This window comes from Shinella sp. G-2 (genome assembly GCF_050172695.1).
In the GTDB taxonomy this organism is placed as follows: domain Bacteria; phylum Pseudomonadota; class Alphaproteobacteria; order Rhizobiales; family Rhizobiaceae; genus Shinella.
Genome location: NZ_JBBEYH010000023.1, coordinates 25,416 through 48,683, shown reverse-complemented (window position 1 = coordinate 48,683; position 23,268 = coordinate 25,416). Strand labels below are relative to the sequence as shown.

Here is a 23,268-nt window from a genome sequence, read left to right as displayed (position 1 = left end):
AAATAGCGTTTCTTCTTCGTTTGCATGCGCCGCCGCCATGCCGGTCACGAGAAATTTCGCACGGGGCTGAAAGTACCGGTTGATCGCCGCCGGAAAAAGTCAAATGATATGACTGTTGGGGTTGCGCAGGCGGCGGAGGACCGCTCTCGCAACCGGCATTGCCGAAAGGCCATGCGCCGGACTTGAAATGCATGCGAACAAGAAATGCTGGTGTCGATTGATCCCCAGCCCGCGTCGCGAGGACGCCCGCTGCATCTACCGTCGGATCGATCACGCCCAGCGGCAGGCAAACCGCCAGGGAGGAACGAATGGCGAAAGTGGCAATGACCGTCAATGGCAGGAAAGTGAGCAAGGATTGCGAGGACCGCACCCTGCTCGTGCACTTCCTGCGCGACCAGCTCAGTCTCACCGGAACCCATGTCGGCTGCGATACGTCGCAATGCGGGGCCTGCGTCGTGCATATGGACGGCAAGGCGGTGAAGAGCTGTTCCATCCTGGCGGCCCAGGCCGCCGGGTCGGAAATCCTCACCATCGAGGGTCTTGCCGCCAATGGCGAGCTGCATCCCGTGCAGGCCGCCTTCAAGGCCAATCACGGACTGCAATGCGGCTTCTGCACGCCCGGCATGGTGATGACGGCCGTCGACATGATCAACCGCTACGGCGCCAAGCTCGACGAGACGACGGTTCGCGAGAACCTCGAAGGCAATATCTGTCGATGCACCGGCTACCATAACATCGTCAAAGCCATCCTCGCCGCTGCCGAAGACATGGGCGCGGCAGGCAAGCAGGCTGCGGAATAAGGCATGGGCGATCGGCATCAGCCAGGCGGGCGGCCGTTGCACATTACGCTGCTCCCCTGAACGCCTGTGGCGGGTGCCTGTTGCCTCCATTCTCTGGAGGAGATGAAGATGGGTGTCGAAGGCATCGGCGCGCGCGTCGCGCGCAAGGAAGACAAGCGGTTCCTCATGGGTCAGGGCCGCTACACGGACGACATGTCCGTACCGGGCATGCGTTACGCCGCATTCGTGCGTTCCCCGCACGCCCATGCGAAGATCAAGAGCATCGACACGTCGGCGGCCGAGGATATGCCGGGCGTGATCGGCGTGCTCAACGGCAAGCAGATGCTGGACGACGGCATCGGCAACCTGATCTGCGGCTGGATGATCCATTCCAAGGACGGTTCGCCGATGAAGATGGGCGCCTGGCGGCCGATCGCGCATGACACCGTGCGTTACGTCGGCGATGCCGTTGCCGTGGTGGTGGCCGACAGCCTGGGCGAGGCCCGCGATGCGGCCGAGGCCGTCGTCGTCGACTACGAGGTGCTGCCCGCCGTCACCGACGCGGTGAAGGCGCTCGAGGCCGGCCAGCCGCAACTGCACCCGGAAGCCCCCGGCAATCTCATCTACGACTGGGAGATCGGCGACAGCGCCGCGGTCGACGCCGCCATCGCCAATGCCGCCCACGTGACGGAGATGAAGATCGTCAACAACCGCCTCGCGCCGAACCCGATGGAGCCGCGCGCCGCGCTCGGCATCTACGATTCGGCCGAGGACCACTACACCTGCTACACGACGAGCCAGAACCCGCATGTTGCCCGCCTCGTCATGAGCGCCTTCTACAATGTCGCGCCGGAAAACAAACTGCGCGTCATCGCGCCGGATGTCGGCGGCGGCTTCGGCTCGAAGATCTACATCTATCCGGAAGAGATCGTCTGTCTCTGGGCCTCCAGGCGTACCGGCGTGCCGGTGAAATGGACGAGCGACCGCACCGAAGCCTTCCTGACCGACGCCCATGGCCGCGACCATGTCTCGACTGTCAAGATGGCGTTCGATGCCGACCACCGCGTCACGGCCCTGAAGGTCGACACCATCGCCAATTTCGGCGCCTACATGTCGCTCTTCTCCTCGGCGGTGCCGACCTATCTCTATGCGACGCTGCTGTCCGGCCAGTACAATTTCCCGGCCATCCACGCCAATGTGCGGGCGGTCTATACCAACACCGTCGCGGTCGATGCCTATCGCGGCGCCGGCCGGCCGGAAGCGACCTATCTTCTGGAACGCACCATGGAGACGGCGGCGCGCGAACTCGGTCTCTCGCCGGCAGAGCTTCGCCGCATCAACTTCATCCGCTCCTTCCCGCACCAGACGCCCGTCATCATGAACTATGACGCGGGCGACTACGAAGCCTCGCTGGAAGCCGCCATGGCGGCGGCCGACTGGAACGGCTTTGCCGCCCGCAAGGCGGAGGCCGCAGGCCGCGGCATGAAGCGCGGCATCGGCATGAGCTGCTACATCGAAGCCTGCGGCATCGCCCCCTCGGCCGCCGTCGGCTCGCTGGGTGCCGGCGTCGGCCTCTGGGAATCGGCGGAAGTGCGCGTCAATGCCGTCGGCACCATCGAGGTTCTGACCGGCTCGCACAGCCATGGCCAGGGCCACGAGACGACCTTCGCCCAGCTCGTCGCCGACCGCTTCGGCGTGCCCATCGACAGCGTCTCCATCGTGCATGGCGATACGGACAAGGTGCAGATGGGCATGGGCACCTACGGCTCGCGCTCCGGCGCGGTCGGCATGTCGGCCGTCGTCAAGGCGCTCGACAAGGTGGAGGCGAAAGCCAAGAAGATCGCCGCCCACCTGATGGAAGCCGACGAGAGCGACATCGTCATCGAGAACGGCGCCTTGAAGGTGGCCGGCACCGACAAGTCGGTCCCCTGGTTCCAGATGGCGCTCGCCGCCTATACCGCGCACAACCTGCCCTCCGGCATGGAGCCCGGCCTCAAGGAAGGCGCCTTCTACGACCCGGCCAACTTCACCTTCCCGGCCGGCTGCTACATCTGCGAGGTCGAAGTCGATCCGGAAACCGGCAAGACGAAGATCGTCCAGTTCGTTGCCGCCGACGACTTCGGCAATATCATCAATCCGATGATCGTCGAGGGCCAGGTGCATGGCGGCATCGCGCAGGGCATCGGCCAGGCGCTGCTGGAAGGCGTGCACTACGATCCCGATACAGGGCAGCTGCTGACGGCAAGCTACATGGATTACACCATGCCGCGCGCCGACGATCTGCCCTCCTTCCAGGTCTCGCACCAGATCACGCCCTGCCCGAACAATCCGCTCGGCATCAAGGGCTGCGGCGAGGCGGGCGCCATCGGCTCGCCGCCGGCACTGATGAACGCCATCACCGACGCCATCGGCAACAACGATCTCACCATGCCGGCAACGCCCCAGAAGGTCTGGGCGGCGGCACGGCAAGCAGCCAATTGACGGGAGGACGCCATGTACGCAACCAACTATCACCGCGCATCCTCGCTGGCCGATGCCGTCAGGCTGCTCTCGTCCTCCGACGAAGCGAAATACGTCTCCGGCGGCATGACACTGATCCCGACCATGAAGCAGCGGCTGGCCGCACCCGCCGATCTCGTGGACCTGCGCCACGTCGCGGAACTGAAGGGCATTTCCGTCAGCGGCAGCCGGGTGCGCATCGGCGCAGGCACGACGCACTACGAGGTCTCTACCTCGGCGGAGCTGAAGGCGGCCTGCCCGGCGATCTGCCACCTTGCCTCCCATATCGGTGACCCGCATGTGCGCCACATGGGAACGATCGGCGGCTCCATCGCCAACAACGATCCGGCCGCCGACTACCCCTCCGCCATGCTGGCGCTGGGAGCCACCATCGTCACCAACACGCGCGAAATCCCCGCCGACGCCTTCTTCACCGGCCTCTTCGAGACGGCGCTGGAGGAGGGCGAAATCGTCGTCGCCGTGACCTTCGACGCACCGGCCAAAGCCGCCTATGCCAAGTTCCCCAACCCGGCCTCGCGCTATGCCATGGCCGGCGTCTTCGTGGCGAAGGCAGGCGATGGCGGGGTGCGGGTGGCCGTCACGGGCGCCGGCTCCAACGGTGTCTTCCGCCATGCCGGGCTGGAAGCCGCGCTTGCCGGAAACTGGTCGCCGGAGGCAACGTCCGGCGTCACTGTCGACGCCGCGGACCTGCTTTCCGATCTGCATGGCAGCGCGGAGTATCGGGCGAATCTGGTGAAGGTCATGGCCAAGCGCGCGGTGGCCGCCGCCTGACCCCTCGAAAAAGTTGAAACTGTTCGATTAAAAGGGCGGTTGAGGCCGTCCTTTTTTCGTGCAGACTTGACACGGATCAATAGGGAATGGCCTTGTGCGGGCTAATGTACCTTGGAATGGTTCAAAGGTGGCGCCGATTTGCCGCAGCACATGCCGTTGCAGCGAAACGACGCCTGATATAGCCGATTGAACGACCGCCAACTGACGATGACGTCCGGATTGTCCCGGACCGGAGACTCTGGATGGACTTCGAGACCTACTTCAAGAACGAACTGGATGGCCTGCATCAGGAAGGCCGCTACCGCGTTTTCGCCGACCTGGAACGCCAGAAGGGCAACTTCCCGAAGGCGACCCGCCACACGGCGAATGGGGTCCAGGACGTCACGGTCTGGTGCTCGAACGACTATCTCGGCATGGGCCAGCACCCCGTCGTCACCGAGGCGATGAAGCGCGCCATCGACCAGTGTGGCGCCGGTGCCGGCGGCACCCGCAACATCTCCGGCACCAATCACCATCACGTCCTGCTCGAGCGCGAACTCGCCGACCTGCACGGCAAGGAATCCGCGCTGCTCTTCACCTCGGGTTACGTGTCCAACTGGGCCGCGCTCGGTACGCTCTGTTCCAGGATCCCCGGCATCATCTGTTTCTCCGATGCCGGGAACCACGCTTCGATGATCGAGGGCATTCGCCACTCCAAGTGCGAGCGCGTGATCTGGAAGCACAACGATCTCAAGGACCTCGAAGCCAAGCTCGCTGCCGCCGATCCGAAGGCGCCGAAGATGATCGCCTTTGAATCGGTCTACTCGATGGACGGCGACATCGCCCCCATCAAGGAAATCTGCGATCTCGCCGACAAGTACGGCGCGATGACCTATCTCGACGAAGTGCATGCCGTCGGCATGTACGGCCCGCGCGGCGGCGGTATCGCCGAGCGCGAAGGCCTGATGCACCGCCTCACCCTCATCGAGGGCACGCTCGGCAAGGCCTTTGGCGTCATGGGCGGCTATATCGCCGGCTCGACCGCGCTTTGCGACTTCGTGCGCTCCTTCGCCTCCGGCTTCATCTTCACCACCTCGCTGCCGCCGGCCATTGCCGCCGGCGCCTGCGCCGCGATCCGTCACCTCAAGGAAAGCCAGGTCGAGCGCTTCGCGCATCAGGAGCGCGTGCGCCGTCTCCGCTCGCTGCTCGACCGCAACGGCATTCCGCACATGCCGAACCCGAGCCACATCGTGCCGGTCATGGTGGGCGATGCCGCCAAGTGCAAATGGATCTCGGACCTGCTGCTCGACAATTTCGGCATCTACGTCCAGCCGATCAACTACCCGACCGTGCCGAAGAAGACCGAGCGCCTGCGCATCACGCCGACGCCGCTGCACACCGATGCCGATATCGACAATCTGGTCGGCGCGCTGCATTCGCTCTGGTCGCGCTGTGCACTGGCCCGCGCCGTGGCCTGATACGGCGAAACGGAACGATTATCCGACAAGCCCGGCGGCCACCCGCCGGGCTTCTTCGTCTGCGGCGAACACATCGTCCATGGAAGTGGCCGGCGGCAGATGCGTGAGCCGGTCCATGACCGCTTCGGCGATGTCGGCCATTTCGAGGAAACCGATGCGCCCGGCGACGAAGGCGTGGAACGCCACCTCCTCCGCCGCATTCATCACCGCGCCCTGCAAGCCGCCGCGCGTCAGCGCCGTGCGGGCGAGCCGCAGCGCCGGGAAACGCGCCTCGTCGGGCGCCTCGAAATCGAGCCGCGAAAGTTTTGCAAAATCCAGCCGGTCGACATTGAGCGGCGAGCGCTCGGGATAGGTCAGCGCATAGCCGATGGCCGTGCGCATATCCGGTGCGCCGAGCTGCGCCAGCACCGAACCGTCGACATAGCCGACCATGGAATGGATGATCGACTGCGGGTGTACCACCACCTCGATCTGCTCCGGCCGCACGTCGAAGAGGTGCTTGGCCTCGATCATCTCCAGCGCCTTGTTGAACATTGAGGCGCTGCCGATGGAAATCTTCAGCCCCATCGACCAGTTGGGATGAGCGCGCGCGATATCCGCCGTCACGCCGGCCATCTGCTCGCGGCTCCAGGTGCGGAACGGCCCGCCGGACGCCGTCAGCACGATGCGTTCGACGGCATGGCGCTGGTCGTCCTCCAGCGCCTGGAAGATCGCGCTGTGTTCGCTGTCGACGGGGATCAGCCGTCCGCCGCCTTCGGCCACCGCCTGAACGAAGAGATCGCCGGCGGAGACAAGGCATTCCTTGTTGGCAAGCGCGATATCGGCGCCCTTCTTCGCGGCGGCCAGCGTCGGCGCAAGACCGGCCGTGCCGACGATTGCCGCCATCACCCAGTCCGCTTCGTCAGACGCGGCCTCCAGCAGCGCGGCGCGTCCCGCTGCCGCTTCAATGCCGCTGCCGGCAAGCGCTTCCTTCAGCGCGCCGTAGCGGCTCTCGTCCGCCGTCACGGCCAGGCGCGCGCCGCAATCCTTCGCCTGCGCGGCGAGCAGGTCGACATTACCGTTGCCGGTCAGCGCCAGCACCTCGTAACGCTCACGTCCGCCGAGCTGGCGTACCACGTCGAGCGTGCTGGTGCCGATGGAGCCTGTCGAGCCGAGAATGGTGATACGGCGCTTTTGCCGAGCGTCGGGAGCCATGATGTTGTCCGCGGTTTTCTTGTTATCCGCCCAAGGCTCTACAGGCGAAAGACGCCTGCAACAAGTCGTCGAAATGCTGTAAAGCGGAGGCCGGGGGCCTCTTCTGGAACCCTTGGCTTGACCTTTTCGCCCGGACGGCCATAACGTCCCCGCAAAGCGGTCTTCCGCCCCGACGCGATTGGAGAAATCTGTGTACCGACGCCTGAGAGTATGGACCCTTGCCTGCCTCGCCCTCTGGGCGGCGGCTCCGGCCTATGCCGACGAGCCGGTCCCGGGCGGGCTGGGCGGCACATGGCTTGCCGAGGACATCGGCGGCAATGGCGTCATCGACGATCTGCAGACGACGCTGGAGATCAAGCCGGACGGCTCCTATGGCGGCAATGGCGGCTGCAACACCTATCGTGGCAAGCTGAAGGTGCAGAACGGCAACATCGCCTTCGCGCCGGCCGCCGCGACGCGCAAGATGTGCGCGCCCGCCATCATGGACCAGGAACAGAAGTTCTTCGACGCGCTCGGCACGGTCACGTCCTGGAAGCTCGAAAACGGCATCCTGCACCTGACGGGCAAGGAAGGCGCGCCGGCGATCCGTCTCGCCGGCCTGAAGAACAACACCGACGTCGTCATCCGCCTGCCGGGGCCCGAGCAGAGCGTGGTACGCGAGACGCTGAACTACCAGTGCGACTCCGAGCAGCGCGTCGTCGTCGAATATATCAATGTCGGCGCCAATTCTCTGGCGGTCCTGCGCATCGGCGAAGAGACGGTCATCGCCGCCAACGTCATGGCGGCCTCCGGCGCCAAATATGCCGGCGGCAAATACGAATGGTGGACCAAGGGCGACGAAGCGACGCTTTACGACCTGATGAAGGGCGAGAACGCCCCCGGCGTCAACTGCCGCAAGACCGGCTGACGGAAGGGACCGAGAAAGGGGAGACGCCAATGCCAACGTTCCAGGTCGGCCAGAAGGTCGTCTGCATCAACGACCGCTTCAAGAACGTCTCCATCGACCAGGGCATCCGCAAGGGCCAGATCTATACCGTGCGCTGGACCGGCCACTACCGCCACTATGTCGACGGCGACTTCTACGGCATCAAGCTGATGGAACTCTACCGCGGCCAGGACGACGGACCGGAAGGCTACGGCGCCGTCGACATGCCCTTCCGCGCCAGCCGCTTCCGCCCCCTCGTCTCCGACCGTATCCGCTCCATGCTCGGCCTCAAGGCCCCGACGCCGAAGAAGGTCGTCACGAAGCAGCCGTCGATCCTGCCGTCCGTGCGCACCAAGCCGCGCGTCGTCACGCCGGAGCGCGAGACGGAGGACGTCTGATTTTCAGGAAGTGGTGATCCCGCCGCGATTCGAACGCGGGACCCCCAGATTAGGAATCTGGTGCTCTATCCTGCTGAGCTACGGGACCACTGACTGCACCCATACAAAAGCCGGGGCGTGAAGCCAAGTGGTTTTCGGACCTTGCAGCCGCGTTCCCTGAGGAACAGCCCGGCGGGCGGGATCATGAGACATTCGGTTCATGGGATGGAGATGGCTCCATCCAAGAGAACCCAGAGGAGAATGTCTCATGCGCAAGATCGTGCTTTCCGCTGTCGTTGCAACCGTCGCAGCGCTTTCCTTCGCCGCTCCGTCCAAGGCTGGCGACTTTTCCATCGGTTTCGGCTTCGGCAATGGCTGGGGCCATGGTCATCACGGCTGGGGCCACAGCGCCAACGTGACCTTCTATGACGACGACTACGGCTATGACTGCTTCTGGAAGAAGAAGAAGTTCCACGACAAGTGGGGCAACGTGGTCATCAAGAAGGTCCGCATCTGCAACTGACCGTTTCGTCCCCTCGATCCTCCCCGACTTGCCCGGCTGTTCGTCCCTGCAGCCGGGCTCTTTTTGTCAGGCGGCGAGGCGGCTTTCGGCCAGCTTCACCCAGTAGGTCACCCCATGGGGAATGGCCTCGTCGTTGAAATCGTAGGCCGGGTGGTGCAGCCCCGCCGTATCGCCATTGCCGAGGAAGATAAAGGCGCCGGGCCGCGACTGCAGCATGTAGGAAAAATCCTCGCCGCCCATCATCGGATTGAGCGCGTCATCGACCGCCGTCGCGCCCGATATCCCACGCGCGACGGACACGGCATGGCCGGTCTCGTCCGCATGGTTGACCGTAACGGGATAGTTGCGGTGATAGGTCACCGTGATCTCGGCGCCATGGGCGCTGGCAAGACCGGCGCAAATCTGGCGGATGCGGGCCTCGGCCTCCTCGCGCATGTCGGGGCTCAGCGTGCGCACCGTACCGGCAAGCTTTGCTTCCTCGGGGATGACATTGTGGGCAAAGCCCGCATTGAACTTGGTGACGGACACGACGAGCGAGGCGATGGGGTCGGCAACGCGCGAGACGATGGTCTGCAGCGCTGTGACGACCTGCGCGCCGATGACAATGGGATCGATCGTCTTGTGCGGCAAGGCCGCATGTCCGCCGCGCCCCCTGACGGTGATGTTGAATTCATCGGTCGCCGCCATGATCGGGCCGGGTCGCGTGCCGAAGGACCCGACCGGCAGGCCGGGCAGATTGTGCATGCCGTAGACCTCGGCAATGCCGAAGCGTTCCATCATGCCGTCCTTGACCATCTCGTTGCCGCCGCCGCCGCCCTCTTCGGCCGGCTGGAAGATGACGGCGACATTGCCCGAAAAATTGCGCGTTTCGGTGAGATACTTCGCCGCACCGAGCAGCATGGCCGTATGGCCGTCATGGCCGCAGGCATGCATCTTGCCCTTGGTGATGGACGCCCAGGGCTTGCCGCTCGTCTCCTCGATCGGCAGCGCGTCCATGTCGGCGCGAAGGCCGATGGTGCGCCCCTCGTCCTTGCCGCGGATGAGCCCGACGACGCCCGTGCGGCCGATACCCGTCACCACCTCGTCGACGCCGAACTCGCGCAGCTTCTCCGCCACGAACGCCGCCGTCTTTTCCACGGCGAAAAGCAGCTCCGGTTCCCGGTGCAGCTGCCGGCGCCATCCGGCGATTTCGTCCTGCAGTTCGGCGGCGCGGTTGAGAATGGGCATGCAACACGTCCTGTCATTTCGGCCGGAAATTTGGCCATCGCTGTTCGATGGCTTTGCCATCACGGTGCCATATAGGTTAAATAGGGCGACGGTTCGAGACAACTCCCGATTTCGAGGACAGACCCTTGCAGATGAACGGACGAACGACGCGCCGGAGCGCATGGTTTTTGGGCTCCGCCCTGTTGCTCACGGCCAGCCTGACGGCCAATGGCGCTGCGGCCAACCCGCGCATGCTGGTGGACATCAACACGCTGCAGGTCATCGAGCACGAGGATGCATTCCAGCGCTGGTATCCCGCCTCCCTGACCAAGCTGATGACGGCGTATACGGTGTTTCGCGCCATCAAGGCCGGCGAACTGACGCTGGAAAGCCCGGTCATCATGACCAAGAACGCCGCCGCCGAACCGCCGAGCAAGATGTACTTCAAGCCCGGCCAGAAGATGACACTCGACAGCGCGCTGAAGATCGTCCTCGTCAAGTCGGCCAATGACGTGGCCGTCGCCATCGCCGAATCGGTCGGCGGTTCCGAGCAGGGCTTCGTGAACCGCATGAATGCGGAAGCCGCCCGCATCGGCATGAGCTCCTCGCATTTCATCAATCCGCATGGCCTGCCCGGCAAGGGCCAGTACACGACGGCGCGCGACCTTGCCGTGCTCGCCGTGACGCTGAAGCGCGAGTTCCCGCAATATGCGCCCTATTTCGCGCTGGAAGGCTTCACCACCGGCAAGAAGCAGTATCCCAACTTCAACATGCTGATCGGCCGCTTCGACGGCGCGGACGGCATGAAGACGGGCTTCATCTGCGCCTCCGGCTTCAACCAGGTTTCTTCGGCCACCCGCAACGGCCGCAGCGTCGTTTCCGTCGTTCTCGGCTCCGACAGCCTTGGCGCGCGGGCGGACATTTCCGCCGGCATGCTGGAAAAGGGCCTGACCATGCGGGGCGGCACCGGCACGAAGCTCGGCCAGCTTCGCCCCTATGGCGAGACGCGCGACATCGTCGCCGATATCTCGGAAGACATCTGCTCGAAGCATGCCGCCAAGGTGCGCAGCGAGGGCCGCGACGAGGCCGGGCGTCAAAAGCTCGCGTCTCCCTATATCCATGAGCTGAACCGCCCGCTGAAGCTGGTCTATGCCGGCCTTCTCGGCGGCGATGCGGCCAAGACCGCCGGCGACGACAAGGTCGCGGCCGGCGACATGGGCGACATCGCCAACGTGCCGATCCCGATCCCGCGGCCCACATTCTGACAGGAAAAGCCATGACCCTCGCCGAGCGGCGCGTGCCGGTTTCCGTGCTGACCGGATTTCTGGGCGCGGGCAAGACGACCCTGCTCAACCGGCTCCTGAAGGATCCGACGCTGACGGACACGGCCGTCATCATCAACGAGTTCGGCGAGGTGGGCATCGACCACCTGCTGGTCGAACAGTCCGGCGACGGCATCATTGAACTGTCCGACGGGTGCCTCTGCTGCACGATCCGCGGCGAGCTGGTCGATACGCTCGCCGACCTGATGGACCGCATGCAGTCCGGCAAGATCCAGCCGCTGAAGCGCGTGGTGATCGAAACGACCGGCCTTGCCGATCCCGCGCCCGTGCTGCAGGCGGTGATGGGCAATCCGGTGCTGGCCCATTCCTTCAGCCTGGATGGCGTCATCACCGTGGTCGATGCCGTCAACGGTCTCTCGACGCTTGCCAACCACCCCGAAGCCGTCAAGCAGGTCGCTGTCGCCGATCGCGTCCTGATCAGCAAGGCTTCGCTCGCCGACGCCGCGGCCCTGGAGGCGGTGACGCGCGAGATCGCCGCGCTCAATCCGCGCGCCAGCGTTTCGGATGTCGATGCCCCCGGCCTTGCCGGTTCGGCCCTTCTCTCGAACGGCCTCTACGATCCCGGCAGCAAGACCGCCGACGTGCGCCGCTGGCTGCACGAGGGAGCGCACGATCACCAACACGACCATGGTCACGGGCACGATCATGGTCACGGGCACGGGCATGGGCATGGTCATGGGCATGACCATCATCACCACGATCACGACCATCATGGCCACGCGCACGCCCATGACGTCACGCGCCACGACGCGACGATCCGCTCCTTCAGCATCGTGCATGACCGTCCCGTCGATCCGATGGCGCTGGATATGTTCATCGATCTCCTGCGCTCGGCACATGGAGAGAAGCTGCTGCGCATGAAGGGCATCGTGCAGATGTCGAGCAATCCCGAGCGGCCGCTGGTGCTGCACGGCGTGCAGAGCGTCTTCCACCCGCCAGAGCGCCTTCCCGCCTGGCCGGACCCCGAAGATCGCCGCACGCGGCTGGTGCTCATCACCAAGGACCTGCCGGAGGCCTTCGTGCGCGACCTCTTCGACGCCTTCACCGGCACGCCGAAGATCGACCGCCCGGACCGCGCGGCCCTTGCCGACAACCCGCTAGCCGTACCGGGTTTCAAGTTCTAGAGTTTGTCAGGTTCAGATTGAACCAGACATGCTCTAAATTCTTTTGTTTTCGTTTGTCTTTTCGGGAAAACCGGTTCCCACTTTTCCCTGACAAACTCTAGGGGCTATCCGGCCGACGCGGCATCGCTTCGGCGCCGGTTGGACCGACAAACCGGAATTGCTCTGAAGATCAGGCTTTCTTGCGGATCAGGAAGCGGTGTCCTGCCTCGACGCGCTCGCTCGCTTCGAGCGCGTGGCCGTCCTCATGGCAGAAATGGGGAATGTCGATGACCGCAAGGGGATCGGTGGTCTCGACCCAGAGGCTGGCGCCGGCCGCCATGGTGGAAAGGCGCTTGCGCGCCTTCATCACCGGCAACGGGCATTTCAGCCCGCGCAGGTCATAGACCTCGGCTTCGGAAAAAGCGGTCGTCATTTCTGCCAGAACTTCCAGAACGGCTTTTTCTGGGTCTGCTCGACGACCTGGCTATCTGGATTTGCTTCCGGCACAGGCAGGACGGTTCCGCCATCCACCGGCTTTTCCATCGTCTGGGCGGAGGCCTCGGCGGTCGCCGCCTTTGCCTCCTTGCGCACCGGCTGACCGGCATCGAGCGTTGCCTGCTCCGTGCCCTCTGTCACGCCGGCCGCCGGCTCCGCCTTGCGCGGCTCGGTGTCCTTGGCAGCCCAGAGTTTCCAGAAAGGCTTCTTTTCCGGCGTCTCGACAACGGCGACACCGGGGTTTTCTTCCGGCACCGGCAGGGCGCCTTCGCCGCGCGCCCGCTTCTCCGCCTTTTCGGCGGCGACGTCGGCGGCAAAATCCTGCGCTTCCTTGATCTTCTGCTGCTCGGCGTCGAGCTTGGCCTGTTCTTCCGCCTGCTTGGCGCGCTCGGCGGCCTCGATCTTGCGCTGTTCGGCCTCTTCGACCTTACGCTTCTGCGCCTCGATCTCGCGTTCGGTCATCAGCTTGCCGGCGTCGAGCGAATTGCCCGTCGGCGCATAGGCGAGTTCCCGGCCCTTGCGCTGATCGGCAACGATGGCCTTGCGCTGGGCTTCGGACGGCTCCACCCAGACAGTGCCTTCATACTTGCTCATCGCCTTGGCATAGGCCGCGGCATAGGTCTTGTTGTAGCTCGACAGCGCGACGTCCAGCGCCGCCGGTGTCGTCATCGCCGGGCAGGCGCCGGCCGGCGTGAAAGGCTTGTCGGCCTGCTGGTTGAAGACATACTTCTTCTCGCAGACATTGACCTCGGGCGGACGCTTCGTCAGCTCGAAATGGTCGTAGCCGACCTTCAGCATCTTCCAGAATTCGATATTCGGATTGTCGCGGTGGCGCGCCATGTTCTCCGCGGTCATGCGGAAGGGGAAGGCCTGGAGCTGGATCGTCTTCTGGCCGCCGTCGAAGGCGTCGCGCGCGAAGGCGAAGATCTCCACCATCTGCTCGTCGGTCATCGAGTAGCAGCCCGACGACGAACAGGCGCCGTGGATCATCAGATGCGTGCCGCTTGCCTTGTTGGCGCGGTCATAATTGTTCGGGAAGCCCGTATTGATCGCCAGGTAATAGCTCGAATTCGGGTTCAGGTTGGCGCGCGCGAGCGGATAGAAGCCTTCCGGCGCCTGACGGTCGCCTTCCTTCGTCTTCGGGCCGAGCTTGCCGGACCAGGCGCAGATCTTGTAGTTGCGCACCAATTGGAAGCGGTTCGCGCGGTCGGCCTTCCAAAGCTCCAGCCGCCCCTCTTCCTTGAAGATGCGCAGCATCATCGGCGAGGAGCGGTCGATGTTCATCGATGCAAGCTTGCCGATGACGGAGGACGACAGCTGATAGCTTGTCTTGCTCGAGACCTTCTTCAGGTCGACATCGACCTTGTCGAAGGAGTCGAGCGTCTCGTTCGTGCAGCCGGCGGCTGCCACAGCAAGAAGCGATACGGCGGCAAGAACAGTCAGGCGCATTCCAGAAGTCCGTGAACAATCGTCAGATCGCGAGCCGTCGCGCCGGCGGGGCGGGACGCGCAGTCGTAACCGGCTTATACTTCATAAATTCTTAACCGGAAATTCTTTCGCGAGGTCGCCGGAAGACCGCACCTGTTCAGACACAAGGATTGTGGCCGAGATTGGGCATTGGCGGCGTCACGCGCCGCCAAAAGCCGCCTGTCAGAGCTGGCGACCGATATTGAGGTAGCGCTGGCGGCGCTCCTTGCGAAGCTGGTCGCCGGGCTTGGCGCCGAGATCCTTCAACGCCGCGGCGATGACGTCGCCCGCACGGCCGATCACGGCGGCCGGATCGCGGTGCGCACCGCCGACCGGCTCCTGGATAATGCCGTCGATGATGCCGAAGGCCTTCAGGTCCTCTGCGGTGATCTTCATGTTGCTCGCCGCTTCCTTGGCGCGGGTAGAATCGCGCCAGAGGATCGAGGCGGCGCCTTCCGGCGAGATCACGCTGTAGATGGCATGCTCCAGCATGTAGACGCGGTCGCCCGTGGCGATCGCGATCGCGCCGCCCGAGCCGCCTTCGCCGAGCACGATCGAGACGATCGGCACGCGGATGTTGAGGCACATTTCCGTGGAACGGGCGATGGCTTCCGCCTGGCCGCGCTCTTCCGCGCCGATGCCGGGATAAGCGCCGGCCGTGTCGATCAGCGTGATGACGGGCAGGCCGAAACGGTCGGCCATTTCCATGACGCGGATCGCCTTGCGGTAGCCTTCCGGCCGGGCGCTGCCGAAATTGTGCTTGAGGCGCGACTTGGTGTCGTTGCCCTTTTCCTGGCCGATGATGGCGACGGCCTCGCCGCGGAAGCGGCCGAGGCCGGCCTGGATGGCCTCGTCCTCGGCGAACTTGCGGTCGCCGGCAAGCGGGGTGAATTCCTCGAAAAGCTGGCTGGCGTAATCGACGAAATGCGGGCGCTGCGGGTGGCGCGCGACCTGCGTCTTCTGCCAGGGCGTCAGCTTGGAATAGATGTCCGCCATCGCCTCGCGGGCGCGGATTTCCAGCCGTCCGACCTCGTCCGTCGTGTCGACGCTCTCATCTTCTTCGGCGAGCTTGCGCAGCTCGTGGATCTTGCCTTCCAGATCCGAGATGGGCTTTTCGAAATCGAGGTAGTTGTGCATGAGATGCGTTTCCGATCGTTTGCTCAAACCACGCCAGACGGCCGTCAGCCAGGGAGGCCAGTCGCGGGCGAAGGGTCCTAATCCGGTTTTTTTGCCTGTTTGGCAAGGGGGTGATGGGTTTGAACGAGCTGATGCAGCCGTTCTTCCAGCACATGCGTATAGATTTGTGTCGTCGAAATGTCCTGATGGCCCAGCAGTTCCTGCACTGCGCGCAGGTCCGCCCCGTTCTGCAGGAGATGGCTGGCGAAAGCATGGCGAAGGACGTGCGGCGAAAGCGTCGCGGCCCGGATCCCCGCCCGCCCGGCCAGTGCCTTCAGGTCGCGTGCAAAAACCTGGCGCGGCAGGTACCCTTCCTTGCTCTGCGCAGGAAAGAGGAAGGCCCCCGTCGCGGGATCCTCGCCCATCTCGGCCGCCAGCGCCTCGCCATAGGCCGTGAGCGCGACAACGGCGGCGCGCGACAGCGGCACCATGCGCTCCTTGTTGCCCTTGCCTTTGACCACGAGGAACCGCCCGGTCTGTGCCAGCACACTCGCCGGCAGAGAAACGAGCTCGCTCACGCGCATGCCCGTCGCATAGAGCAGTTCGACGAGCGCATGCATGCGCCGCTTGAGGAGGAGGTTGCCGCCGGGCTCGGCCGCCTCGGCCTCCGCCCGCGCGATGAGACGCGTCACATCGTCGACGCTCAGCGTCTTGGGCAGGGCGCGACCCTTCTTCGGCGCATCGAGAATGCCGGTGGGATCGTCGCCACGCAGGCCCTCGCCATAGAGAAACTTGAAGAACTGCCGCAGCGCCGAAAGCCGCCGTGCCTGCGAGGAGGCGGCAAAACCCTGCCGGGCGAGATGACCGAGATAGGCGCGCAGGTCGTCCGGCGTCGCTTCAGTCAGGCGTATGCCGCGCTCGTTGAGAAAGGACTGCGCATCCTCCAGGTCCCGCTCGTAGGATTGCAGCGTGTTCGTCGCCGCGCCGCGCTCGGCGCTCATCATTTCGAGAAAGGACTCGACCTTTAGGGCGGATGGATCCCTCATGGCTGCGGGTTGACCCGTTCGGAGGGAATGCGGATCGTCACCTCGCGCTCCGTCGGCTGCACGAAGGTCACCAGCGCCACCATCGTGCCGTAGATCGACCCGGCGATCACGGCGCAGAAGAACAGGAATCGGAACAGGGTGGGCATGGCGCTCTCCGGGACGATGCCCTTTATATCGCCTCGCCATCCATCGAGCGCAAGGGATGGACGGCGCGGCAGGCTTGACGCTTCCCGCGCTTTATCGATACGGAAAGGGACGAAACCCCGGAAATGCGAATGATCGAGCCGACCGACCAGGCCCCTCCCGCCCCCACGCTCGCCGAACAGGCCCGAGCAGCGCTTGGCAAGCGCAACCTCGTGCTGATCGGCCTCATGGGTGCCGGCAAATCGGCGATCGGGCGCATGACCGCGCAGGCGCTCGGCATTCCCTTCATCGATTCCGACCACGAGATCGAGCGCGTCTCGCGCATGTCCATCACCGACCTCTTCGCCGCCTATGGCGAGGCGGAGTTCCGGGCGCTCGAAACCCGTGTCATCAAGCGCCTGCTCCGCTCCGGCCCGCGCGTCGTCTCGACCGGCGGCGGGGCCTATATCAACGAGAACACACGCAAGCACATCCGGCGCGGCGGCCTCACTGTCTGGCTGAACGCCGATCTCGACGTGCTCTGGGAGCGCGTCAACAAGCGCGACACGCGCCCGCTGCTGAAGACGGAAAATCCGCGCCAGACGCTCGAAAACCTCATGAATGCCCGTTACCCGATCTACGCGGAAGCCGATCTGACCGTGATGTCGCGCGACGTGAAAAAGGAAACCATGGTGGAGGAGGTGCTCGCCGCGATCACCGCCGCCGGCCCGAGAAACCCGACGAGATGACCATGACTGCCAGTGCCACTGCCCGCCGCACCGTGCGGGTCGACCTCGGCGACCGCTCCTACGACATCCTGATCGGCCCCGGCCTCATCGCTGCCGCCGGCCGCGAGATCGCCAGCCGCCTCAAGGGCCGCAAGATCGCCGTCATCACGGACGCGCATGTCGCCCCGCTCTATCTCGACGGCTTCATGAGCGCCCTTGGAGCAGAAGGCATCGACGCCGTCTCTCTGGTGCTGCCGGCCGGCGAGAAGACCAAGAGCTTCGAGCACCTGATCAGCGCCTGCGACAGCGTGCTCGCGGCCCGTATCGAGCGCAACGACGCGGTGGTGGCGCTCGGCGGGGGCGTCATCGGCGACCTCACCGGCTTTGCCGCCGGCATCGTGCGCCGCGGCTCGCGCTTCATCCAGGTGCCGACCTCGCTGCTGGCGCAGGTCGATTCTTCCGTCGGCGGCAAGACCGGCATCAATTCGGCTCACGGCAAGAACCTCATCGGCGTCTTCCACCAGCCCGACCTCGTGCTCGCCGACACGGACGTGCTCGACACCCTCTCCCTCCGCGAGTTCCGCGCCGGCTATGCCGAAGTCGCCAAATACGGCCTTATCGACAAGCCGGACTTCTTCGCCTGGCTGGAGACGAACTGGCGCGACGTCTTTGCCGGCGGCGACGCGCGCATCGAGGCCATCGCCACGAGTTGTCAGGCGAAGGCCGACGTCGTGGCTGCCGACGAGCGCGAGAACGGCCAACGCGCCCTGCTCAATCTCGGCCACACCTTCGGCCATGCGCTGGAGGCGGCCACGCATTACGACAGCGCCCGCCTCGTGCACGGCGAGGGCGTCGCCATCGGCATGACGCTCGCCCATCAGTTCTCCACCCGCCTGAACCTTTGCAGCCCAGACGATGGCAAGCGCGTAGAGGCGCATCTGCGCGAGGTCGGCCTTCCGACCTCCATGGATCAGATTCCGGGCGGCCTGCCGCCGGCGGAGGTGCTGATGGACGCCATCGCGCAGGACAAGAAGGTCAAGGCCGGCAAACTGACCTTCATCCTGACCCGGGGCGTCGGCCAGTCCTTCGTCGCCGACGACGTACCGCAATCCGAGGTCATCGCTTTCCTCAAGGAAAAGCTGCCGAAATGAACAGCGAAACGCCCGCCGCGCTCGCTCCGCACATCTGGACCTGGATATTTTTCGCGCTCGGCGTCGCCGTTCTCGCCCTCGCCTTCGGCTGGCGAGCGTCGATCGCCGCGCGGTGGCGCGCGCACCGGGACATCCGCGAGGCGGAGGCCGAGCGCCGGCCGGGCCAGCCGCCCCGCGACGGCGCGGCCGTGAAGCCCGAGCGGGACCGGATCGGCAACGGGCTCGACCTCGATGCCCTCGAGGTTTCCGACATCATGATCCACCGCACGACCATGCGGGCGCTCAATGCCGGCGATCCGCCGGAGGAAGTCGTCAAGGCCGTGCTGGAAAGCCCCTATACGCGCATGCCGCTCTGGGCCGGCTCGGTCGACAACATCGTCGGCGTGGTCCATGCCAAGGATCTGCTGCGCGCGCTGGCCGAACCCGGCATCGAGCCGAAGAACCTCGATATCACCAAGGTGGCGCAGAAGCCGTGGTTCGTGCCTGATACGACGACGCTGAAGGAACAGCTTGCCGCCTTTCTGCGCCGCAAGGAACATTTCGCGACCGTGGTGGACGAATATGGCGAGGTGCAGGGCCTCGTGACGCTTCAGGACATCCTGAAGGAAATCGTCGGCGACATCTCCGACGAGAAGGCGGTCGACGTGCAGGGCGTGCGGCAGGAAGCGGACGGCTCGCTCGTCGTCGACGGCAGCGTCTCGATCCGCGACCTCAACCGCGCTTTCAACTGGAGCCTGCCGGACGAGGAGGCGACGACCATCGCCGGCCTCGTCATTCACGAATCCAAATCGATCCCCGAGGAGCGCCAAGCCTTCACCTTCCATGGCAAACGCTTCATCGTCATGAAGCGGGTGAAGAACCGCATCACAAAACTGCGCATCCGCCCCGTGGAGCCGGAACCGCGGGCCGGCTGATCACCAGCGCGTCGGTTCGCCCGGCGCAGCCGCCTCGACGGCAAGCGCATGCAGCCCGGCATCGAATTCCGCCTTCACCAGATCGTTGATCGCCCGATGCCGCGCCACCCGGCTCATGCCGGCAAAGGCGGCCGAAACGATGCGCACGCGCAGATGCGTCTCGCCCTCCCCGTCATAACCCGGCTGATGGCCGGCATGCAGGTGGCTCTCGTTGATGACCTCGAGGCGCTCGGGCGCAAAGGCGGTATCGAGCTTACCGGCGATGGAGGATTTCATGGACATTGCGGCCTCTTCAGCGACCGGGAAAGACCTGGCCGCGACGCAGGAAAAGGGTCCCACAAAGCCAGCAACAATCCGCTTTGTCAATTCTTGTTGCGGGCCCTCCGCAACCCCATAATGTGCGCCATGAAACTCGATTCCAAATACTTCGACCGCATCCGCACGAAGCGGCGCGTGGAGCGTCCCGAACGCTCCGCGCCGACCTGTCAGTGGGATGGCTGCGAGGAAAATGCCGTGCATCGCGCGCCCGTCGGCCGCAATGCCGAAGGGCAGTATTTCATGTTCTGCTTCGAGCACGTCAAGGAATACAACAAGGGCTACAACTACTTCTCCGGCCTCTCCGACAACGAGATCGCCCGCTATCAGAAGGAGGCCATCACCGGCCACCGCCCGACCTGGACGATCGGCGTCAACAAGGCCGCCAAGAACGGCCCGACCCAGGGCAGCGCCCGCTCCGGCACGGCCGGGGCAAATCAGCGCATCCGCGATCCCTTCGGCTTCTTCGAGCAGGGCAAGGGACGCGGCCCGCGCATGGAGCCGCGCGCGCGAAAGCTGAAAACCCTCGAGGCAAAAGCCTTCGATACGCTCGGTCTCTCTGCCAATGCCACGACCGAGGACATCAAGACCGCCTACAAAACGCTTGTCAAAAAGCATCACCCGGATGCAAATGGCGGAGATAGAGGCTCGGAAGAGCGTTTTCGCGCGGTCATCCAAGCATATCAATTGTTAAAGCAGGCCGGCTTCTGCTAGAGCAGACGCCGGACAACAGGATATTGGGCGGGCGCGCGGGTGGCGGCTGCCGCGGAGACGTGATGAGCAAGATGGATCTCGATATTTCCAACCTCCCCGATACCACGGTATCCGTTCGGGAGGTTTTCGGCATTGATACGGACCTGCGGGTCCCGGCCTATTCCAAGGCGGACGCCTATGTTCCGGATCTCGACCCGGACTACCTGTTCGACCGCGAAACGACGCTCGCCATCCTTGCAGGCTTCGCCCACAACCGCCGCGTCATGGTCTCCGGCTATCACGGCACCGGCAAGTCGACCCACATCGAACAGGTCGCCGCCCGCCTCAACTGGCCCTGCGTGCGCGTCAACCTCGACAGCCATGTCAGCCGTATCGACCTCGTCGGCAAGGACGCCATCGTCGTCAAGGACGGCCTGCAGGTCACCGAATTCAAGGACGGCATCCTGCCCTGGGCCTACCAGCACAATGTCGCACTCGTCTTCGACGAATACGATGCCGGCCGCCCGGACGTGATGTTCGTCATCCAGCGCGTGCTGGAATCCTCCGGCCGCCTGACCCTGCTCGACCAGAGCCGCGTCATCCGCCCGCATCCCGCCTTCCGCCTGTTCGCCACCGCCAACACGGTCGGCCTCGGCGACACGACCGGCCTCTATCACGGCACGCAGCAGATCAACCAGGCGCAGATGGACCGCTGGTCGATCGTCACCACGCTGAACTACCTGCCGCACGACAACGAAGTGAACATCGTCGCCGCCAAGGTGAAGCGCCTTGCCTCCGGCAAGGACGGCCGCGAGACGATCTCGCGCATGGTGCGCGTGGCCGATCTCACCCGCGCCGCCTTCATCAACGGTGACCTTTCGACCGTGATGAGCCCGCGTACGGTCATCACCTGGGCGGAAAATGCGGAAATCTTCGGCGATGTCGCCTTTGCCTTCCGCGTGACCTTCCTCAACAAGTGCGACGAACTCGAGCGCACGCTGGTGGCCGAGCTTTACCAGCGCGCCTTCGGCGTGGAGCTGAAGGAAAGCGCCGCCAATATCGTCCTGGAAGCGACTGCCTGACGGCAAGGTGAAGCGCATGGCAGCTCGCGGAGACAATTCCAAGCCGAGGCCCGGCGGCGTGGTCGACATGGAACCGTTCCGCCGCGCGGTGACGGGCTGCGTGCGCGCGGTCTCGGGCGACGCGGAGGTGGAGGTTTCCTTCGCCAACGAGCGCCCCGGCATGACCGGCGAACGCATCCGCCTGCCGGAACTGTCCAAGCGTCCCTCGCCGGCCGAAGTCGCGATCACCCGCGGCCTTGGCGATTCGATGGCGCTGCGCAAGGCCTGCCACGACGCCCGCATCCACGCGACCATGTCGCCGCAGGGCGCGGACGCCCGGGCGATCTTCGACGCCGTCGAACAGGCGCGCGTCGAGGCGATCGGCTCCAACCGCATGCAGGGCATGGCGCAGAACCTCACCACCATGCTGACCGAGAAATACGCCAAGGCGAATTTCGGCGCGATCACCCGTCAGGCCGATGCGCCGCTCGAAGAGGCCGTGGCGCTCATCGTGCGCGAGAAGCTGACCGGGCAGGCCCCGCCGGCATCCGCAGGCCAGGTGCTCGATCTCTGGCGCGATTTCATCGAAGACAAGGCCGGCGGGGACATGGAGGGCCTTTCGGCCGCCATCAACGACCAGCAGGCCTTCTCGCGCGTCGTGCGCAACATGCTCGCCTCCATGAACGTCGCCGAGCAATACGGCGAGGACGAGACCGAGCCGGACGATTCGGAAACGCCCGAGGACGAGAACCAGCCGCGCAGCGACGAGCAGGAAGAAAACAACAGCCAGGAAGACGCCGGGGACGATTCCGCCCCCGCCGACGAGAACGAGACGTCCGACGAGCAGATGGACGAAGGCGAGATGGACGGCGCGGAAATCTCCGACGACGACCTCGTCGAGGACGACGGCGACGAGACGGAGAAGCCCGGCGAGGTCCGCCGCCCCAACCAGCCCTTCTCCGATTTCAACGAGAAGGTCGACTACGCCGTCTTCACGCAGGAATTCGACGAGACCATCACCGCGGAAGAACTGTGCGACGAGGCGGAGCTGGACCGGCTGCGCGCCTTCCTCGACAAGCAGCTCGCCCACCTGCAGGGCGCCGTCGGCCGCCTGGCCAACCGCCTGCAGCGCCGCCTGATGGCGCAGCAGAACCGCGCCTGGGAGTTCGACCTCGAAGAGGGATATCTCGACAGCGCGCGCCTGCAGCGCATCATCATCGATCCGATGCAGCCGCTCTCCTTCAAGCGCGAGAAGGACACCACCTTCCGCGATACGGTGGTGACGCTGCTGATCGACAATTCCGGCTCCATGCGCGGCCGGCCGATCACCGTCGCCGCCACCTGCGCCGACATTCTTGCCCGCACGCTGGAGCGCTGCGGCGTGAAGGTGGAAATCCTCGGCTTCACCACCAAGGCGTGGAAGGGTGGCCAGTCGCGCGAGAAGTGGCTCGCCAGTGGCAAGCCGCAGTCCCCCGGCCGCCTCAACGACCTGCGCCACATCATCTACAAGGGCGCAGACGCCCCGTGGCGGCGCGCCCGGCGCAATCTCGGCCTGATGATGCGCGAAGGTCTCCTGAAGGAAAACATCGACGGCGAAGCGCTGATCTGGGCGCATGACCGCCTGCTCGCCCGTCCCGAACAGCGCCGCATCCTGATGATGATCTCGGACGGTGCGCCGGTCGACGACTCGACGCTTTCGGTGAACCCCGGCAACTATCTGGAACGGCACCTGCGCGCCGTCATCGAGCAGATCGAGACGCGCTCGCCGGTCGAGCTCCTGGCCATCGGCATCGGCCATGACGTGACGCGCTACTATCGCCGCGCCGTCACCATCGTCGATGCGGACGAACTGGCCGGCGCCATGACCGAGCAGCTTGCCTCGCTCTTCGCCGACGAATCCACCGCCCGCCGCCCCGCCGGCCGACGCCGTGCGGGCTGAACCGGCGCCTCTGGCGCGAGGG

The 23,268-nt window shown here is 65.0% G+C and carries 23 protein-coding genes and 1 tRNA gene; 15 read left to right on the top strand and 9 right to left on the bottom strand.

Going from position 1 to position 23,268, the window contains the following annotated elements:
* Positions 1-308 precede the first annotated feature (308 nt).
* From V8U06_RS23690 to hemA, 4 genes are all read left to right on the top strand, one after another.
* A complete protein-coding gene (locus V8U06_RS23690) occupies positions 309-800 on the top strand; it encodes a (2Fe-2S)-binding protein (protein WP_427142775.1) in 492 nt (163 codons plus the stop codon).
* A gap of 108 nt (positions 801-908) precedes the next feature.
* Positions 909-3,260 (top strand): xanthine dehydrogenase family protein molybdopterin-binding subunit, encoded by a 2,352-nt coding sequence (locus tag V8U06_RS23685; protein ID WP_427142774.1) that lies wholly within the window; start codon positions 909-911, stop codon positions 3,258-3,260.
* A 12-nt stretch (positions 3,261-3,272) separates the two neighbouring features.
* Positions 3,273-4,070: an FAD binding domain-containing protein gene (locus tag V8U06_RS23680; protein ID WP_427142773.1), complete on the top strand. Its 798-nt coding sequence runs from the start codon at positions 3,273-3,275 to the stop codon at positions 4,068-4,070.
* A 242-nt stretch (positions 4,071-4,312) separates the two neighbouring features.
* Positions 4,313-5,527: a 5-aminolevulinate synthase gene (gene hemA, locus V8U06_RS23675; protein WP_427142772.1), complete on the top strand. Its 1,215-nt coding sequence runs from the start codon at positions 4,313-4,315 to the stop codon at positions 5,525-5,527.
* An 18-nt stretch (positions 5,528-5,545) separates the two neighbouring features.
* Here the strand turns inward: hemA and dxr are convergent, their stop codons facing one another.
* A complete protein-coding gene (gene dxr, locus V8U06_RS23670; RefSeq protein WP_427142771.1) occupies positions 5,546-6,721 on the bottom strand; it encodes a 1-deoxy-D-xylulose-5-phosphate reductoisomerase in 1,176 nt (391 codons plus the stop codon).
* Positions 6,722-6,911: 190 nt separating this feature from the next.
* Here dxr and V8U06_RS23665 point away from each other — a divergent pair, with 190 nt between their 5' ends.
* A complete protein-coding gene (locus V8U06_RS23665; protein WP_427142770.1) occupies positions 6,912-7,628 on the top strand; it encodes an META domain-containing protein in 717 nt (238 codons plus the stop codon).
* 29 nt (positions 7,629-7,657) lie between these two features.
* Positions 7,658-8,044: a CAP-Gly domain protein gene (locus V8U06_RS23660; RefSeq protein ID WP_427142769.1), complete on the top strand. Its 387-nt coding sequence runs from the start codon at positions 7,658-7,660 to the stop codon at positions 8,042-8,044.
* A gap of 11 nt (positions 8,045-8,055) precedes the next feature.
* Here V8U06_RS23660 and V8U06_RS23655 read toward each other — a convergent pair.
* Positions 8,056-8,132 (bottom strand) — tRNA-Arg (locus tag V8U06_RS23655).
* Positions 8,133-8,291: 159 nt separating this feature from the next.
* Here V8U06_RS23655 and V8U06_RS23650 point away from each other — a divergent pair.
* The gene (locus V8U06_RS23650; RefSeq protein ID WP_226917616.1) at positions 8,292-8,546 is read left to right on the top strand and encodes a hypothetical protein; all 255 of its coding nucleotides are present in this window, start codon (positions 8,292-8,294) and stop codon (positions 8,544-8,546) included.
* A gap of 66 nt (positions 8,547-8,612) precedes the next feature.
* On the opposite strand, the gene V8U06_RS23645 is transcribed toward V8U06_RS23650, so the two are convergent.
* Positions 8,613-9,773, bottom strand: a complete 1,161-nt coding sequence (locus V8U06_RS23645) for a M20 aminoacylase family protein (RefSeq protein ID WP_427142768.1) — start codon at positions 9,771-9,773, stop codon at positions 8,613-8,615.
* Between the two features lie 131 nt (positions 9,774-9,904).
* Between V8U06_RS23645 and V8U06_RS23640 the strand changes: the two genes are divergently transcribed.
* A complete protein-coding gene (locus V8U06_RS23640; RefSeq protein ID WP_427142767.1) occupies positions 9,905-11,017 on the top strand; it encodes a D-alanyl-D-alanine carboxypeptidase family protein in 1,113 nt (370 codons plus the stop codon).
* 11 nt (positions 11,018-11,028) lie between these two features.
* The gene (locus tag V8U06_RS23635) at positions 11,029-12,219 is read left to right on the top strand and encodes a CobW family GTP-binding protein (protein ID WP_427142766.1); all 1,191 of its coding nucleotides are present in this window, start codon (positions 11,029-11,031) and stop codon (positions 12,217-12,219) included.
* A gap of 169 nt (positions 12,220-12,388) precedes the next feature.
* Here the strand turns inward: V8U06_RS23635 and V8U06_RS23630 are convergent, their stop codons facing one another.
* The 5 genes from V8U06_RS23630 to V8U06_RS23610 form a co-directional block, all read right to left on the bottom strand.
* Positions 12,389-12,631, bottom strand: a complete 243-nt coding sequence (locus V8U06_RS23630; RefSeq protein ID WP_427142765.1) for a sulfurtransferase TusA family protein — start codon at positions 12,629-12,631, stop codon at positions 12,389-12,391.
* On the bottom strand, positions 12,628-14,142 hold the full coding sequence (locus V8U06_RS23625) for a L,D-transpeptidase family protein (RefSeq protein ID WP_427142764.1): 1,515 nt from the start codon (positions 14,140-14,142) through the stop codon (positions 12,628-12,630). The genes V8U06_RS23630 and V8U06_RS23625 overlap by 4 nt, the downstream gene beginning before the upstream one ends.
* A gap of 201 nt (positions 14,143-14,343) precedes the next feature.
* Positions 14,344-15,297, bottom strand: coding sequence for an acetyl-CoA carboxylase carboxyltransferase subunit alpha (locus V8U06_RS23620; protein ID WP_427142763.1), 954 nt, complete (start codon positions 15,295-15,297; stop codon positions 14,344-14,346).
* Between the two features lie 77 nt (positions 15,298-15,374).
* Positions 15,375-16,322: a site-specific tyrosine recombinase XerD gene (gene xerD, locus V8U06_RS23615; RefSeq protein ID WP_427142762.1), complete on the bottom strand. Its 948-nt coding sequence runs from the start codon at positions 16,320-16,322 to the stop codon at positions 15,375-15,377.
* On the bottom strand, positions 16,319-16,468 hold the full coding sequence (locus tag V8U06_RS23610; protein ID WP_226917608.1) for a hypothetical protein: 150 nt from the start codon (positions 16,466-16,468) through the stop codon (positions 16,319-16,321). Before V8U06_RS23610 ends, xerD begins: the two co-directional genes overlap by 4 nt.
* 129 nt (positions 16,469-16,597) lie before the next feature.
* On the opposite strand from V8U06_RS23610, the gene V8U06_RS23605 reads away from it, so the two are divergent.
* The 3 genes from V8U06_RS23605 to V8U06_RS23595 are packed head-to-tail and all read left to right on the top strand — an operon-like array spanning position 16,598 to position 19,238.
* Positions 16,598-17,194 carry a shikimate kinase gene (locus tag V8U06_RS23605; protein WP_226917607.1) on the top strand — a complete coding sequence of 199 codons (597 nt, stop codon included), beginning with the start codon at positions 16,598-16,600 and terminating at the stop codon, positions 17,192-17,194.
* Positions 17,191-18,324, top strand: coding sequence for a 3-dehydroquinate synthase (gene aroB / locus V8U06_RS23600; protein ID WP_427142761.1), 1,134 nt, complete (start codon positions 17,191-17,193; stop codon positions 18,322-18,324). Before V8U06_RS23605 ends, aroB begins: the two co-directional genes overlap by 4 nt.
* Positions 18,321-19,238: a transporter associated domain-containing protein gene (locus V8U06_RS23595; RefSeq protein WP_427142760.1), complete on the top strand. Its 918-nt coding sequence runs from the start codon at positions 18,321-18,323 to the stop codon at positions 19,236-19,238. Before aroB ends, V8U06_RS23595 begins: the two co-directional genes overlap by 4 nt.
* Here the strand turns inward: V8U06_RS23595 and V8U06_RS23590 are convergent, their stop codons facing one another.
* Positions 19,239-19,520 (bottom strand): BolA family protein, encoded by a 282-nt coding sequence (locus tag V8U06_RS23590; RefSeq protein WP_427142759.1) that lies wholly within the window; start codon positions 19,518-19,520, stop codon positions 19,239-19,241.
* A gap of 114 nt (positions 19,521-19,634) precedes the next feature.
* On the opposite strand from V8U06_RS23590, the gene V8U06_RS23585 reads away from it, so the two are divergent.
* The 3 genes from V8U06_RS23585 (at position 19,635) to cobT (ending at position 23,246) form a co-directional block, all read left to right on the top strand.
* The gene (locus tag V8U06_RS23585; protein ID WP_427142758.1) at positions 19,635-20,267 is read left to right on the top strand and encodes a J domain-containing protein; all 633 of its coding nucleotides are present in this window, start codon (positions 19,635-19,637) and stop codon (positions 20,265-20,267) included.
* Between the two features lie 62 nt (positions 20,268-20,329).
* Positions 20,330-21,328: a cobaltochelatase subunit CobS gene (gene cobS / locus V8U06_RS23580; RefSeq protein WP_427142757.1), complete on the top strand. Its 999-nt coding sequence runs from the start codon at positions 20,330-20,332 to the stop codon at positions 21,326-21,328.
* A gap of 16 nt (positions 21,329-21,344) precedes the next feature.
* Complete coding sequence (gene cobT / locus V8U06_RS23575; RefSeq protein ID WP_427142756.1) at positions 21,345-23,246, top strand: cobaltochelatase subunit CobT; 1,902 nt, start codon at positions 21,345-21,347, stop codon at positions 23,244-23,246.
* Positions 23,247-23,268: the final 22 nt, after the last annotated feature.